Annotated in this window: 9 protein-coding genes; 5 read left to right on the top strand and 4 right to left on the bottom strand. The window is 70.1% G+C overall.

Going from position 1 to position 15,092, the window contains the following annotated elements:
* Nucleotides 1-263 precede the first annotated feature (263 nt).
* A complete protein-coding gene (locus ACWCRB_RS25540; RefSeq protein WP_450998244.1) occupies nt 264-1,142 on the top strand; it encodes an alpha/beta fold hydrolase in 879 nt (292 codons plus the stop codon).
* 17 nt (nt 1,143-1,159) lie between these two features.
* On the opposite strand, the gene fxsT is transcribed toward ACWCRB_RS25540, so the two are convergent.
* From fxsT to fxsBH, 4 genes are all read right to left on the bottom strand, one after another.
* Nucleotides 1,160-5,098, bottom strand: a complete 3,939-nt coding sequence (gene fxsT, locus ACWCRB_RS25535) for an FxSxx-COOH system tetratricopeptide repeat protein (protein WP_450998243.1) — start codon at nt 5,096-5,098, stop codon at nt 1,160-1,162.
* Nucleotides 5,095-6,453: a TIR-like protein FxsC gene (locus ACWCRB_RS25530; RefSeq protein ID WP_450998242.1), complete on the bottom strand. Its 1,359-nt coding sequence runs from the start codon at nt 6,451-6,453 to the stop codon at nt 5,095-5,097. Before ACWCRB_RS25530 ends, fxsT begins: the two co-directional genes overlap by 4 nt.
* Before the next feature lie 93 nt (nt 6,454-6,546).
* Nucleotides 6,547-7,281: an AAC(3) family N-acetyltransferase gene (locus ACWCRB_RS25525; RefSeq protein WP_450998247.1), complete on the bottom strand. Its 735-nt coding sequence runs from the start codon at nt 7,279-7,281 to the stop codon at nt 6,547-6,549.
* Nucleotides 7,282-7,486: 205 nt separating this feature from the next.
* Nucleotides 7,487-9,622, bottom strand: a complete 2,136-nt coding sequence (gene fxsBH / locus ACWCRB_RS25520; protein WP_450998241.1) for a radical SAM/SPASM protein FxsBH, inactivated beta-hydroxylase extension form — start codon at nt 9,620-9,622, stop codon at nt 7,487-7,489.
* Nucleotides 9,623-10,149: 527 nt separating this feature from the next.
* Between fxsBH and ACWCRB_RS25515 the strand changes: the two genes are divergently transcribed.
* The 4 genes from ACWCRB_RS25515 to ACWCRB_RS25500 all read left to right on the top strand — a co-directional run bounded on the left by ACWCRB_RS25515 (nt 10,150) and on the right by ACWCRB_RS25500 (nt 15,064).
* Entirely contained in the window at nt 10,150-11,031 is an 882-nt protein-coding gene (locus ACWCRB_RS25515; protein WP_450998240.1) for a DUF4231 domain-containing protein, read from the top strand.
* Nucleotides 11,032-11,184: 153 nt separating this feature from the next.
* On the top strand, nt 11,185-12,075 hold the full coding sequence (locus ACWCRB_RS25510; RefSeq protein WP_450998239.1) for an FAD binding domain-containing protein: 891 nt from the start codon (nt 11,185-11,187) through the stop codon (nt 12,073-12,075).
* A gap of 5 nt (nt 12,076-12,080) precedes the next feature.
* Nucleotides 12,081-12,638, top strand: a complete 558-nt coding sequence (locus tag ACWCRB_RS25505; RefSeq protein ID WP_450998246.1) for a (2Fe-2S)-binding protein — start codon at nt 12,081-12,083, stop codon at nt 12,636-12,638.
* The gene (locus ACWCRB_RS25500; RefSeq protein ID WP_450998238.1) at nt 12,635-15,064 is read left to right on the top strand and encodes an aerobic carbon-monoxide dehydrogenase large subunit; all 2,430 of its coding nucleotides are present in this window, start codon (nt 12,635-12,637) and stop codon (nt 15,062-15,064) included. Before ACWCRB_RS25505 ends, ACWCRB_RS25500 begins: the two co-directional genes overlap by 4 nt.
* Nucleotides 15,065-15,092: the final 28 nt, after the last annotated feature.

The following is a 15,092-nucleotide window of genomic DNA, read 5'->3' as shown; positions in this document are numbered from 1 at the left end:
GGTACGTCTTCAGCGCCGGCCGGGGCATTTCAGCCCGTCCGGCGTTTGAGGACGAGGCCGTTCAGGCCGATGGCGGGGGTCTGGGGGCGCAGCCCCCAGGGATGGGACGGGTAAGGGCGGCGGGGGCGAGGAAGATGGGCCGGACAAGGCGGGTGGGCCGTGTTTGCCCGTTTCGCCCCCTGTCCATCCGGGCAGGGATCGGGCAGCGTGGTCCCGGTCGGTGAGGTCAAGTCATTCGGCCAGGGGAGGGAGACGCGGCGGTGGTGTCTGACCATGTGCGGACCGCGGACGGGCGGCGGCTGCGGGTCGAGATCTCGGGGGATCCGCATGGATACCCCGTTTTCCTGCTGCACGGCACACCCGGCAGCCGGGTCGGCCCCCGGCCCCGCGCGATGTACCTCCACCAGCGCGGCGCCCGCCTCATCAGCTACGACCGGCCCGGATACGGCGGTTCGGACCGCAAGGCGGGCCGTCGGGTCGCCGACGTCGTGGACGATGTCTCCGTGGTCGCCGACGCCCTCGGGCTCGACCGGTTCGCGGTGGCCGGACGTTCCGGCGGCGCCCCGCACGCCCTCGCCTGCGCCGCGCTGCTGCCGGACCGGGTGACCCGGGCCGCCGCGCTGGTCGGGCTCGCGCCGAGGGACGCGGAGGGACTCGACTGGTTCGCGGGCATGGCGCCATCCAACGTCAGCGAGTTCCGGACCGCGTTCACCGATCCGGAGCGGTTCGCCGCCCGGCTCATTCCGCGCTCGGCGGCCATCCGCAGCGATCCGGCGAAGCTGCTGGAGGAACTGCGCCTGGACCTCACCGACGACGACCGGATGATCGTCTCCGACAGCACCATCCGGTCCATGTTGCTGCGCACCTACCTAGAGGCGCTGCGCACTTCACCGTACGGCTGGATCGACGACGCCCTCGCGCTGACCGGCCCGTGGGGCTTCGACCCGGCACAGATCGATGTGCCGGTGCTGTTGTGGCACGGCGGGAAGGACGTCTTCTCGCCCGCCTCGCACTCCTCCTGGCTGGCCGCCCGTATCCCGCGCGCCACGGCCGTCCTGGAACCGGCGGCGGCCCACTTCGCGGCCCTGCGCGCACTGCCCAACGCCCTCAACTGGCTGCTCGCGGACGTCCCCCCGCACTGAGCCCGCGTACCGCGTCCTCACACCGCCAGCGGCTCCAGATCCCGGTACACCCGCCGCCTGCTGCTCGCGAACCGGGTGATCCCGTTCTCGTCGCCGAGCAGCCTCCGCAGCTCCGCCAGCGCCTCGCCGTGCCGCCGTGCCGCCTCCGCCTCGTGGCCCAACTCACCCAGTGTCAGAGCCGAGTTGGCGACCACGGCCAGAGTCTCCGGATGATGCGGCCCCAGGATCTGGCGCAGGGTGACCACAGCGTTCTCCTCCAGGTCCCGGGCCTCCTCCAGACGGCCCTGGCCGGCCAGCACGTTGGCGTAGTTGATCCCGCAGAACAGGGAGTGCGGGTGCTGCTCGCCCAGCACCTCGCCCATGCGCCGCAGCACCTGCCGGAACACCGTGTCCGCCTTCTCCGTGTCGCCGCAACCCCAGTGGTAGATACCGAGGTTGTTGAACGCGGCCTGGGTGTACGGATGAGCCTCGCCCGGCACCTCCATGTACCTCGCCAGCGCCTCCCGGGCCACCTCGCGCGCCCGCTCCCGCTCGTCCGCCGCGAACAGGTCGGCCGCCATGTTCAGATCGCAGGCCAGCGAGTCCGGGGTCGGCTCCTTGTACTGGGCCCGGTACTGGTCCTGGGTCGCCGCCGTGAGCCGCCGGGCGTCCTCGAACTGCCCCGCCCGGCGCAGCGACACCGCCAGGGACTTGGCGCACCGCAGCGTGCCCGGGAACTCCTTGCCGAGGATCCGCTTGTGCGTGTCGTACGCCTGTGACAGCACCGACACCGACTCCGCGTACCGGCCGACCTCGCGCAGGTCGCGGCCCAGTCCCTCGGCCGAGGCCAGCGTGTAGGGGTGCTCCGGACCCAGCACCCGCATACGCCGGTCGAGCGTCTCCTGGTCCAGGTCGCGGGCCTCGCCGTAGCGGCCCACCATGCGCAGGGCGAGGGCGAGGTTGTTGGCCGCGTTCAGGGTCCTGGGGTGGGACTCGTGGAAGATCTCGCTGAACCCGTCGTGCGCCTCGCGGGCGAGGTCCACCGCGGAGCGGTAGTCACCGAGGGCGGCGAGGTCGCTGGCGAGGCTGGAGGTGGTGACGTACGTGTGCGGGTGCGAGGGACCCAGGACCGTGCGCTGGCGGTCCAGCAGCTCGGTGTCGATGTCCCGGGCCTCGATGTAACGCCCTTGCGAGCGCAGCACGTTGGCGAGCTGGCCGCGCAGGTACAGATACTGCACGTCGTTCTCGCCGAGCAGTGTCTTCCAGTGCTTCAGCAGGTCCTCGGCGCGTTTCTGCGCGTTGGGGAAGTCGCCGCGCTTCCAGTAGTAGCGGATCCGGTCGATGAGCAGCCGGCGTGTCTCGCTCTCGGCGCAGCTGCGGGCGTCGGTGGTGGTGAGGTGCGGCCAGATGACGTTGAACCGGGGCCAGCTCTCGGGGTCGTCGATCGGTTCGTCGCCGTCGGGCCGGGCGCCCGCGAGCACGGTGTGCACGACGTGCTGGGCCTGGCCCTGCTCCTCCTTGGACAGCTGCGCGCGGATCACGACCTGGACCAGCCGGTGCACCTGGATGCTGTTGCTGACCTGGTCCACCTTGGCGAGCGCGAACCGCCCGATCTCCTGGACGACCCGGCCGAGCAGCAGCGGCTCCTGCAGCGCGGGGTCGTAGGGTTTGAGGGCGTCGATCATCTCCTTGCTGTAGAGCAGGTCGGAGGAGATCGGCTCCGGGGCCAGGAACGCGCACAGCTGCAACAGCCGTACCGAGGCGGGCGAACGTTCCTTCAGCCGGGAGATGGACACGTTCCAGGTCGCGGCGACCGTCTTGTGGTAGTCGGCGGGGCGGTTGAGGTCCAGGACGTCGATGGTCTGCTCCGCCAGCTGCCGCAGATAGGTCTCGACCGGGGTGGCCGTCTCGGCCAGCCAGGCCGCCGCCTGCTCGACGGCCAGCGGCAGATCGCCCACCGCCGTCGCCACCTGGTCGGCCTCCTCGGGGGTCAGCCCCCTGGCCCGCTGGGTGAGGTGCTCGACGCTCTCCTCGCGCAGGAAGATGTCGACCAGCTGCGTCGAACCCCGCTTCTCCCAGGCCGGGTTGTTGCGGGAGGTGACGAGGATGTGCCCGCTGCCGCCCGTCGGCAGATACGGCGTCAGCACGTCCGGGTCGTCGGCGTTGTCGAAGACCAGCAGCCAGCGGCTGGTCGGCGTGCCCCGGGACAGCATCTGCCGGGCTTCCTTGCTGGCCATGGTGATGTCATCGCGGCCGGGTGCGCCGATCCGGGCGCCGAGTTCGGCCAGCGAGGCCACGATGTCGTCCTCGTGCTCGGCGGACGTCCACCACACCAGGTCGTAGTCGCCCATGAAGCGGTGTACGTACTCCAGCGCGACCTGGGTCTTGCCCACACCGGCGAGCCCGAACAGGACCTGGGGCTTCGAGGGGCCTGCGGAGACACCGCCGCCGAGCTGGTCCCGTATCCGCTCCAGGATGGCGTTGCGGCCGGTGAACGTGTTGTTGCGCTGCGGCGCGCTCAGGTACGCCGGGACGTTGCCGGGGAAGCGGGCCGCGTGCGGGCCGCCCTCCGGTGCCTGCCCGGGCAGCCCCAGGGCGCGCAGCAGCGCGGCGGCGCACTGCGCCTCGTCGAACCGGTGCAGGTCCACGGGGTTGAGGTTGAGGTAGGACTCGGGCAGCCGCACCTCGTCGACCCGCAGCGGCACCGTCGTACCGGGCGGGGTGTCCGGGCCGACGTCGGTGAGGGTGCGCCAGACGGCGTCGGCGTAGCGGGACTTCTGGAACGCGGTCGACAGCAGGACCAGGGTGCGGGTGGCCGCGTCCGTGCGCTCGACGGGTCCGCCGGAGATGTCGTGCGGCACGACGTTGCAGCCGACCCGCTTGAGCAGCGACTCGACCCAGTCGGCCCACATCCGGTTCTCCGCCGTGTACGCCACGACCACATCGGCCGCGCTGGTCAGCGGGCGCCGCCTGAGGTACGCGTCGCGGCAGCGCAGCCGCACCGGCTCGGGGATCGGCGGCAGCGAGGTGACCTCGCCGTCGGAGATCACCTGGGTGAGCCGCTCGAACGCGGACAGCAGCGACTTGGGGTCGCCCTTCGCGTCGCCGAAGGTGGCGAGGGTCTCCTCGTACGCGTAGTACGGGCGGTACGGGATCTCGACGCTGCCCCAGTACGCCGTCTGCTCGTCCGGGCCCAGCTTCTCGCCCTTGAGCCCCCTGGGCAGCCCCTGGAACCGCAGCCTGGCCAGGGCCCGGCCGGCGTCCACCTTGTCCTTCTCGCCCTCGTCGATGCGCATCGGCACGGGCAGTACCCGGATCGGGTGGGGGAGGGAGCTGCCCTCGACACTGCGGGCCACCGCGGCGCCGCCGTCCAGGGACTGGTCGCTCAGCGTGAAGCAGTCCACGAGGACGTCGGGCATCTCCATGGTGCAGATGTCCGCGTTGTCCGACAGTCCGGTACGGCTGTCGATCAGGACATAGTCGTACGACCTCTTCATGTTGGCGCGCAGTGCCTTGAGGAAGTCGCCGCCGCCCAGCCGGTCGTAGAAGTTGTCCCACTCCAGGGAGGACACCGTCGCCGAGTAGGCGGGCTCCTGGCGGCCCGCGGACAGGAAGTCGAGCGAACCGCCGTCCAGGAAGCTCAGCCCGAGCCGCTCCGGGGTGAGGGAGATGGCGTGCTGTTCGACGTTCGCGTAGTCGTCCTGCCAGTTGTCGGTGTGCTGCGGTCCGGTGGTCGCGGCCCATGCGTAGTCGTGAATGATGTTGATGACCCCGGTGGTGGCCACCAGCGCGTTGGGCTCCAGGAACGGGTGGAAGAAACGATGCAGGCCCGGCGCCTCCAGGTCCCAGTCGACGGCCAGCACCCGTTTGCCGTTCGCGGCGAGGATCCACGCCGTGTTGGCCAGGGCCATCGTGCGCCCGGTACCGCCCTTGTACGAGTAGAAGGTGATGATGCGTCCGTTCTGCACGGCCGTCATGCTTCTCCTCCGTTGTCGGGTCCCTCTTCCGGGTAATGCGGCGGGACGGGGCCCATCAGCCGGGGCCTGGGCGTGCGCGTGCCCGGTGGCGGATGTGCCTCCGCGTGCTTGAGGAACTGCCTGGTCGTATGGGCCACGACGGCGGGCAGCACGTCGGTGAAGGCCTTCAGTGTGGGTACGCCGGTCACGGCGATCCGGCAGTCGGCGCGCCGGCCACGGTCCAGGATCAGCGGGAGGGTGCGCTCCAGCTCCTCGGAGAGCTGCCGTCCCTCCGGACTGTGACACTGCAGGTCGAGGCGGTTCCACGGGACGATCGCACTCACCCAGGGCCGGGCATGGGTGTCGAAGGTCTTGAGCCGCCGACGCCGCTCCTCGTCCGTCAGCACCCATCGGTCGACCAGCAGGATGCCCGGCCTGCCCACCGCCTTGTCGTCCTTGTCGCCGTGGTCGCCGTGGTCGTCCGGGGATCCCTCGACGGACAGCGCCGGCGGTTCCCCGGTGTCCTCGTCGTCGAAGGAGGAGATCGTGATCCGGTAGTCGAGGGAACGGATGAGTTCCTCGGCGAGCGCGGGCAGCGGACGAGTGGACTCGCCGTGGTACGGGTTCCAGTCCTGCGAGTCCTCGCCGTACGGCCGGATGTCGCGGTACTCGGGGACGCTGTCCCGAGTCGGCGCGGCCACGGTGAGGTGGATGTGCCGGGGGCCCGAGCCGCGCGGCTTGAACGCGCTGGGCGTGTGCTCGTAGTTGCGGGGTCTGCTCGGCGGCAGCGGCGACTCGTGGGCGACCCGCACGATCCGCTGCGCAAGACCCAGCACGGTCTCCTCGTACTCGTCGTGCAGCCGGTTGAGCTTGATCAGGCCGTAGATCCCGTTGGCGGCGTAGCGGTCGCCGTAGGTCGCGTGATCGAGGTGGATGTGCCGTACGGAGTCCGGGAGTTGGTCGTAGTCCACGCGTGTCCACAGAGCCGGGACGATGGCGGACGTGGAGCCTGCGCCGATGGCCTTGGCGTGCAACACCCGTTCGTGGAAGGCGAACCACTCGCGTCCGCACATCTCGCTGGTGAAGTAGCGGGGCGAGAACAGCGGTACGAACACCCGGCACTTGGCCAGGTTCTCACTGAGCTTCTCCGGCCAGCCCTCGCCGGAGCGCATCTCCCGGTCCATGAACCCGGCCTGGGAGCCGGCGGGCAGATCGGTGAGCGCCATGATGTGGTTGCACAGGTCCCGGTACAGCACGTGCACCCAGTGATCGGGGTCTCCGCCGCCCGTGCCCCACGCTGGTGTGTGGGCGTAGGAGAGGAAGAAATAGGGCTGGGTGTCCGGCACCCGTTCCCGACCCCGTTCAGGTATGTCCACACGCCCCCCTGCCCGTCGGTGCGCCCCGCCGCCGGGGCCACCTGACCGGAACCAACAATGTGCCCGACGGGAGGGCCGCCCGGGTTGCTTGTTTTACGTCATTCCGGTGCGATAACCGGCCATCTGATCGACTGCGTGGTCCACGACGGCGCGCATCCCGAAGAGAGCGACCCCTTTCCCGGCCCATTCCCGCTCCACCACCAGTTCACGCGGCAGCCGCTTCCCCATCACACCGAAGTCGCTGTCGTCCAGGGCGAGATCCTCGTACGAGATCCAGTTCCCGGTCCTGCCCACCACGCACCGGTACGTACGCCGGGGCGGGGGCGCTGTGGTCCGGTACTCCGCCAGATGGAACGCGGTGCACACCTCGAACCCGACGCGCAGCAGCAGGACCTGGGCATCCGCCGCGTACAGCGCGGCCAGCGGTGAGCGCTCCCCGAGATGGCAGTGCGGGTCGTGCCGGTCGAGCAACTCGGCGGCTCTCGGGCCGAGTCCGGCGAACGAGGTCTGGGGGTGCGTGCTGCGTACGGCGCCCGGAGTGGTCCGTACACATTCGGCCAGTGCGCCCATGGAGCGGCACGGCGTGGTGTCCGGTGCGAAGGGGGGCATCGAGGCGCGGAACGTGGCCTTCTGCTTGTCGGTCATCCCCTCGGTGGCGGCGCGGTACGACCGTGAGGTGTCGGAGTTCTCGGGGGTGAAGGCGGGTACGACGAGGGTCCCTGCGGGGCCCAGGGTGGTGAGGAGGGTGTCGCGTACGAGGGAGGGGGCGAGGCCGGTGCCGTGGAGGGAGGCGTGGACGAGGAGGGGGGTGGTGGGGCGGATGTCCAACTCGGCTAGTACGTCCCGTAGTTGGGCGGTGGGGTCCGGGTGGGTTTCTTCGCCCCCGCCGCCCTTACCCGTCCCATCCTTCTGGGGGCTGCGCCCCCAGGCCCCCCTGTCGCGCTGGACGCGCTCGTCCTCAAACGCCGGACGGGCTGGATGGTGCCGGCCGGCGCTGGATGGTGCCGGACGGGCTGCGAGCAGCCCCGGTTGGTCAGGCATGGGTGGACCACTCCGTCCATAGTTGGGCCGCCAACACCGCGCCCGTTTCCGTGAGTTCGTGTTCCGGTAGTGCCGTCAGTTCCACCAGGGCTCGTACGGCGGCCTCGGGGCGGGAGTTGCCGAGTTGTTCGAAGGCCTCGTCCAGGAGGCGGCCGGCGCGGTTGCCCAGGACGTTCAGGTCGCTTGTCTCCCGGAGGGAGGTGAACCTGGTCCGCCGCCCCAGGCGCGGCAGCTCGCGTGCGAAGTCCTCCGGTGTGAAGTCGACCGCGACGCCCAGTGCCCCCGGCCCGTGTCCGCCGAGTCGCAGGCCGCTGCCCGGTGCGAGCGGGGTGACGGTCGTGACCTGGAACGCGTTGCGGTCCTCGGCCCATCGGGGCAGGTGTGCGTTCAGGAGTTCGTACGCCTGTGCCAAGCGCGCGGCGAACGACGTCGGGGTTGGGTCGGTGGCGAGGGGGACGGAGAAGCAGTCGCGGTACGGGTCCGCGTCGTCGATCAGGAGGGGCGGGCGGCCGGGCGGTCGTACGGTCTCCAGCGGGCGCCACCGGGAGGTGGGCGCGGCGCCGGTGAGCTGCACCTGTTCGGAGCCCGAGTCGTCGCACACCCAGAAGCCGTCCGTCGTCGTCTTGACCTCGATCCGGCCGGGCTCCGCCAGGGTGTACGTGCCCAGTGTCGGGAGATGGAGGGCGCGTTCGGGCTGGTCCCAGCGGAGCGTCACATCGGCGCCGGCCCGCACCGCCGCCGTGAAGGCCAGCGCCATGAAGCGGGGGAGGTCGGCGGCCTCGTACCGGGACCGGAGCAGCGAGGTGCGGACGTACGGGTGGGCGAGGACGTTGTTGAGGTGCGGGGCGGTGCTGTCGTCGGAGTCCAGTTCCAGCAGGGCCCGCCAGGCGTCCTCCCAGTCCGGCCTCGGCGCCAGGTCGTCGTGTGTGACGCGCAGCAGGGTCCGGTCCAGCTCCAGCTGGGAGAAACCGAGGGCGTCCGCACGGCAGACCGCCGGGGACAGCGCCCGCGAGGTCACCCGCTCGGCGATCCCGTCCACCAGGGCGCGCAGGTCGGCGCAGAAGACGGAGGGGTTGTCGAAACCGCGTTCGGGACTGTAGCGGTGGGCGTACAGGCCACCGCCGCAGGAGTCGACGACCGGGCAGCGGCGGCAGGCCTCGCTGACACCGGCGAGTCCGCGCTGGCGGGCCAGCACCCCCTCGTGCCGGGCGAACTCCTCGAAGCCGTGCCGGAAGACGTCGTACCCGGTGGCCGCCGCTCCGTCGAAAGCCGTCTTGAGCGAGTCCGCCTGCTCGAAACTGCCGTCCGTCTCGACCACCGCGAGGTCCGAGGGGGCGAGTCCCATCGCCTCGGTCAGGCTGGGGCCGCCGCGCAGAGTGCTGAGCACGGACTCGAACGTCCGTACGGGAATCCTGCGCCCTTGTTTCTCCCAGAGGTCGAAAACCGTCAGCAGCCAGTCGGCGTACGGGGTCGGTGATCCGGAGGGATTCGGGGGCGGGTGCTCCCAGGTGGAATGCGGCAGCAAATAGTCGATACGGGGAGGATCGAGTGCCGTGAGTGTCTCGTGCACCGTGACGGGGTCGTTGGCGACATCCACGGTGCACAGCAGGCCACCGAAGAGGTGACGGTATTCGGGGGTGCGCAGAAGCTCGATTCCGCGCAGTACCCGGTCATAACTGCTGCGGCCCCTGCGATCGAGTCTGTGCCGGTCGTTGGCCGCACGGTCCCCGTCGAGCGAGATACCCACCTTGACGCCGAATTCCGCGAAGACGTCCAGATGTCTGGTGCTCAGCTGGATTCCGTTGGTGTGAATCTGGAGGTCCAGTGAGGTGACCGGGGCGAGGGAACGCGTGAGTTCCGCGCAGATTCTTCTGAGCCGGGCGGGGCCGCAGAGGAGGGGCTCGCCCCCGTGGAGGATGATCGCCACCGACGGCAGGCTGTGGGCCTCGACGTAGGAGGCGAACCGGCGGGCGGTCTGGGTGAGAGCCTCTTCGGAGATGACCACCGGGCGGGCCCGCCAGCCCTGGTCGGCGTGCTCGTACACATAGCAGTGGTCGCATGCCAGGTCGCACCTGCTGTGCACCTTGAGAACCAGCTGCTGGAGGGATGGGCTCGTCACCCCTCGCATCATTGCAAAGATCCGGCCGCCCCGACGGGCAACTTGGCTAAAAACTCAGCACGTTGACGATCGAGGAAGCTCTGACGTGGGTGCATCCGGCGGGAGTCACCGCCGGATACACCTGTCCGCGTGAACCTCTGACTCAGACCGCAGAGTTGAAGGTGGGGTGGGACGGACGCCTGTCGGGGCTGTCCAGCAACCGCCCGATCGCGCCCGTGACCGCGGGAGAGTATCGGGGGATGCCCCCCAGCGGGGTCTGCCGCTGCTGCGTCGGCTGAGCGTCGGTGGTGGGCGCTGCCGGTGACTGGGAGAGGGTCATGACCGGTTCGTGGCTCCTCGTGCTGTTCCTCGTCGCGGTGGGACTGGCCGACGACGAGAAAGTCTGGTTTTGACGCGGACGATACCGGAGGCCGACGGCGAGGGTGACATTGGCCGTTCGGCTTCATACTCTGATTTCCGAAGAGTGGACAATTGTGTGCGCAATGACCGCGGGGGTGAGTCAATTGCACGCCAGGACTCCGGGACCCAGTGTCACGTTGAGTGAGAATGATCTTCCACCGCTGTTCGTGGTGAGTGACCGGCGGGCACTGAGCCGTCAGAGTGAGTCCTTCTACGCGGTACGCACGCAATTGACGCTGCTGCTGTCGGCGACGGCGATGGCGATGCTGGCGGAACGTTTCCACAGTCATGTCCCAGCGGCGTTCTCCGCACTGCTCTACGCCTGCACGATCGCCGTCGGCCTGCACACCGCCCGCCGCCGCGCCCGCGCCCAGTGGCGGGCGCACCGCGACGTGGCCGAGCTGCTGAAGTCGCTGGCCTGGCAGTACATGGTGCATGGCGGGCCGTTCCACACCCGGGTGGCGGACCCCGACGGGCTGTTCGCGGAACGGCTGGAGGAGCGGCTGCGGGAACTCAGGCGGGTGGGGTGGGAGGACTCGCGCAACGGGGTCCACACCCGTGGGGCCGGGCAGATAACCCCGGTCATGCGGGCCGTGCGCGCCAAGCCCTTCGAGGCCCGCCGGGACATCTACCTGCGCGACCGCTTACTGGAACAGTTCGTCTGGTACAAGAACCGGGCCGCGCAGTCGCACCGCTCCTCCGTGCGCTGGTCCTCCATCACCGCCGCGCTGACACTGCTCGCCCTGCTGGCCGCCGTGCTCAGGGCCTTCGGTGTGATCGGCGGCTGGGATCTCACCGGCCTGCTCAGCGCCGGCGCGGCGGCCGGGGTGGCCTGGCAGGAGGTACGGCGGCACCGGCCGCTGAAGTACGCGCACTCCCTGATCGAACAGGATCTGGAGACACTGCGCGTCACGATGATCAGGACGGTGACGGAGTCGGGCTGGGCGGAGGCGGTGGCCGAGGCGGAGCGAATCGTTTCGCCGCAGCACACCGACTGGCTGGTGCGGTTCGGGGGCTGAGCGGGGTGTCCGGGGGCCGAGTGAGTTGTCGGGGCAGCCGAGCGAGTTAAGTGAACGCTTAATCAGCCGTTGACACCCTCCCCCGCAAGCGGTGAAGTGCCCCCGGACACCACGTCCGCACGACTGACATGGGGAAGTCAGGGGGGATGCGGTATGCAGGTTCCCGCTCCGTTCGAGTACCGGCGCGTCGGCAGTGTTCCGGAGGCCGTCGCTCTTCTGGACCGGCTGGGCGACACCGCCCGGCTGGTGGCCGGCGGGCACAGCCTGCTGCCGATGATGAAGCTCCGGCTGGCCAACTTCGAGTACCTGATCGACATCAACGACCTGCACGGCGAGCTGGGTTACATCCGCGCCGAGCCCGGACTGATCCGCATCGGCGCGATGACCCGGCACCGCGAACTCCTTGAATCCGACCAACTCGCCGCCGCCTTCCCGGTGTTCCGGGATGCCGAACGCGTCATCGCCGACCCCGTCGTCCGCAACCGCGGCACGCTCGGCGGCTCGCTCTGCCAGGCCGACCCCTCCGAGGACCTGTCCGCCGTGTGCACGACGCTCGACGCGAGCTGTGTGATCCAGGGCGTGGACGGCCAACGGGTCGTGCCCATGAGCGAGTTCCATCAGGGGCCGTACGAGACGTCCGTCGGCGACGCCGAGATGCTGACCGAGGTACGCCTCCCGGTCCGGCCGAACGGGTCCAGCGCGTACGAGAAGGTCGAACGGCGGGCCGGGGACTGGGCGGTGGTGTCGGCAGGGGCCGCGGTGTGGCTGGACGGTGACGGACTGATAGCCGACGCCCGGGTCGGACTCGCCGCCGTCGGCCCCAACACCGCCGGGATCGAGGGCATCGGCGACGCCCTGCGCGGCCGGCCGCCCGGCGAGGAACTGTACGCGCAGGCGGGGGACATCGCCGCCGAGGCCTGCTCGCCCGTCACCGACCGGCGGGGCAGCGCCGAGTACAAGCGGCACCTGGCACGGGAGTTGACCGTGCGCGTGCTGCGCAGGGCCGTGGCCAGGATCCACGGAACCGATGGACAGGGGGTGTGACGCGCATGCAGGTCACCATGACCGTCAACGGGGACGAGGTCACCCGGGAGATCGAGGGGCGGCTGCTCCTCGTCCACTTCCTGCGCGACCATCTCGCCCTGACCGGCACCCATTGGGGCTGCGACACCAGCAACTGCGGTACGTGCGTGGTGTGGTTGGACGGCGAGCCCGTCAAGTCCTGCACCGTACTCGCCGCCATGGCGGGCGGGCACGAGGTGCGGACCGTGGAGGGGCTGGCCCGGGCGGACGGCCAACTCGACGCCGTACAACGGGGGTTCGTCGAATGCCACGGGCTCCAGTGCGGGTTCTGCACGCCAGGCATGATGATGACCGCCCGCGCTCTTCTCGACCGCAACCCCGACCCCTCCGAGCCCGAGATCCGCGAGGCGATCTCCGGGCAGATCTGCCGCTGCACCGGATACGCCACCATCGTCCGGTCCGTGCGGTGGGCAGCGGCGGAGGAGGCCGGGACCCGGACCGAGCAACCGGCGGACGAGTCGGAGATCGAGTCGGAGATCGAGTCGGCGACCGAGTTGGCGACCGGCTCGGGGAGCGTCTCATGACCACCGTCGCCGGCCGTGGCTCGGCGCACGACAGCCACGACGGCCAGGACAGCCGCCGGACCGCCTTCGTGGACAACGACCAGAAGCCCTGTGGCCACGGCCGGATGCTCCGCAAGGAGGACGCCCGTTTCGTGCGCGGCAAGGGGCGTTACGTCGACGACCTCCAACTCCCCGGCATGCTGCATCTCGCCGTCCTGCGCTCCCCGTTCGCGCACGCCCGGATCGTGTCCGTCGACACCACCCTGGCCGAGGCGCACCCGAAGGTCCGGCTCGTCGTCACCGGCGCCGCGCTCGCCGAACAGGGCCTCGCCTGGATGCCGACCCTCTCCGGCGACGTCCAGGCCGTCCTCGCCACCGACAAGGTCCGCTTCCAGGGCCAGGAGGTCGCCTTCGTCGTCGCCGAGGACCGTTACGCGGCCCGGGACGCCCTGGAGTTGATCGACGTCGAGTACGAGGCACTCGACCCGGTGATCGACGTACGCACCGCGCTCTCGCCCCAAGCGCCCGTCATCCGGGACGACTTGGAGGGCAAGGAGGACAACCACTGCTTCGACTGGGAGACCGGCGACGCCGCCGAGACCGAGGCCGCGTTCGCCCGTGCCGATGTCGTCGTCACCGAGGACATCGTGTACCCGCGGGTGCATCCGGCACCCATGGAGACGTGCGGCGCGGTCGCCGACTACGACGCCGTCGACGGCCGCCTCACCCTCTGGTCCACCACCCAGGCCCCGCACGCCCACCGCACCCTCTACGCGATCGTCGCCGGACTGCCCGAGCACAAGATCCGGGTGATCTCGCCGGACATCGGTGGCGGCTTCGGCAACAAGGTGCCGATCTACCCCGGTTACGTGTGCGCGATCGTCGGCTCGCTGCTCACCGGGAAGCCCGTGAAGTGGATGGAGGACCGGGCGGAGAACCTCATCAGCACCGGCTTCGCCCGCGACTACGTCATGCGCGGCGAGATCGCCGCGACCCGCGACGGCAAGATCCTCGCCATCCGCACCAACGTCCTCGCGGACCATGGCGCGTTCAACGGCACGGCGGCGCCCGTGAAGTACCCGGCCGGCTTCTTCGGTGTCTTCACCGGCAGTTACGACATCGAGGCCGCCTACTGCAAGATGACCGCCGTCTACACCAACAAGGCTCCGGGCGGGGTGGCTTACGCCTGCTCTTTCCGCATCACCGAGGCGGTCTACCTCGTCGAGCGGATCGTCGACTGCCTGGCGTACGAACTGGGCGTGGATCCCGTCGAGTTGAGGATGAAGAACTTCATCCGCCCCGAACAGTTCCCCTACCGCAGCAAGACCGGCTGGGTGTACGACTCAGGCAACTACGCGCCCACCATGGAACTCGCCAAGCAGCTCGCCGGGTACGACCAACTCCGCGCGGAACAGGCCGAGAAGCGGGCCCGCGGTGAGGTCATGGGCATCGGGGTGGCGTTCTTCACGGAGGCGGTCGGCGCCGGGCCCCGCAAGGACATGGACATCCTCGGGCTCGGCATGGCCGACGGCTGCGAACTGCGCGTGCATCCGACCGGGAAGGCGGTCGTACGGCTGTCGGTGCAGACCCAGGGGCAGGGCCACGAGACGACGTTCGCGCAGATCGTCGCCGAGGAACTGGGCATCCCGCCACAGGACATCGACGTCGTGCACGGCGACACCGACCAGACGCCCTTCGGGCTCGGCACCTACGGCAGCCGGTCCACCCCCGTCTCCGGTGCCGCCGCCGCGCTGGTCGCCCGCAAGGTCCGGGACAAGGCGAGGCTCATCGCCTCCTCGATGCTGGAGGTGTCGGTCGCCGACCTGGAGTGGGCCAAGGGCTCCTTCCGGGTCGCCGGCGACCCCGAGGCCTCGGTCACCATCCAGGACATCGCGATGCGCGCGCACGGCGCCGGCGACCTGCCCGACGGCGTCGAGGGCGGCCTGGAGGCGCAGATCTGCTACAACCCCGAGAACCTCACCTACCCGCACGGCGCCTACATCTGCGTCGTCGACATCGACCCGGGGACGGCCAAGGTGACCGTACGGCGGTTCGTGGCCGTCGACGACTGCGGGACCCGGATCAACCCGATGATCATCGAGGGGCAGGTGCACGGCGGCCTGACCGACGGGGTCGGGATGGCGCTGATGGAGATGATCTCCTTCGACGAGGACGGCAACTGCCTCAGCGGCTCCCTGATGGACTACCTCATCCCCACCTCCCTCGAAGTCCCCGACTGGGAAACGGGGTTCACCGTCACCCCGTCCCCGCACCACCCCATCGGCGCCAAGGGCGTCGGCGAGTCCGCGACCGTCGGCTCGCCGCCCGCCATCGTCAACGCGGTCGTCGACGCGCTGAAGCCGTACGGCATCCGGCACGCGGACATGCCGCTCACGCCCTCACGGGTGTGGGAGGCGATGAACGGGCGCCCGACGCCACCGATCTGAGGGGTCGTTATGAAAACGGTGAGCGCTC

This window comes from Streptomyces sp. NPDC002156 (genome assembly GCF_053593675.1).
The sequence above is the reverse complement of the archived record's forward strand: the minus strand, read 5'-3'. Positions and strand labels throughout refer to the sequence as shown.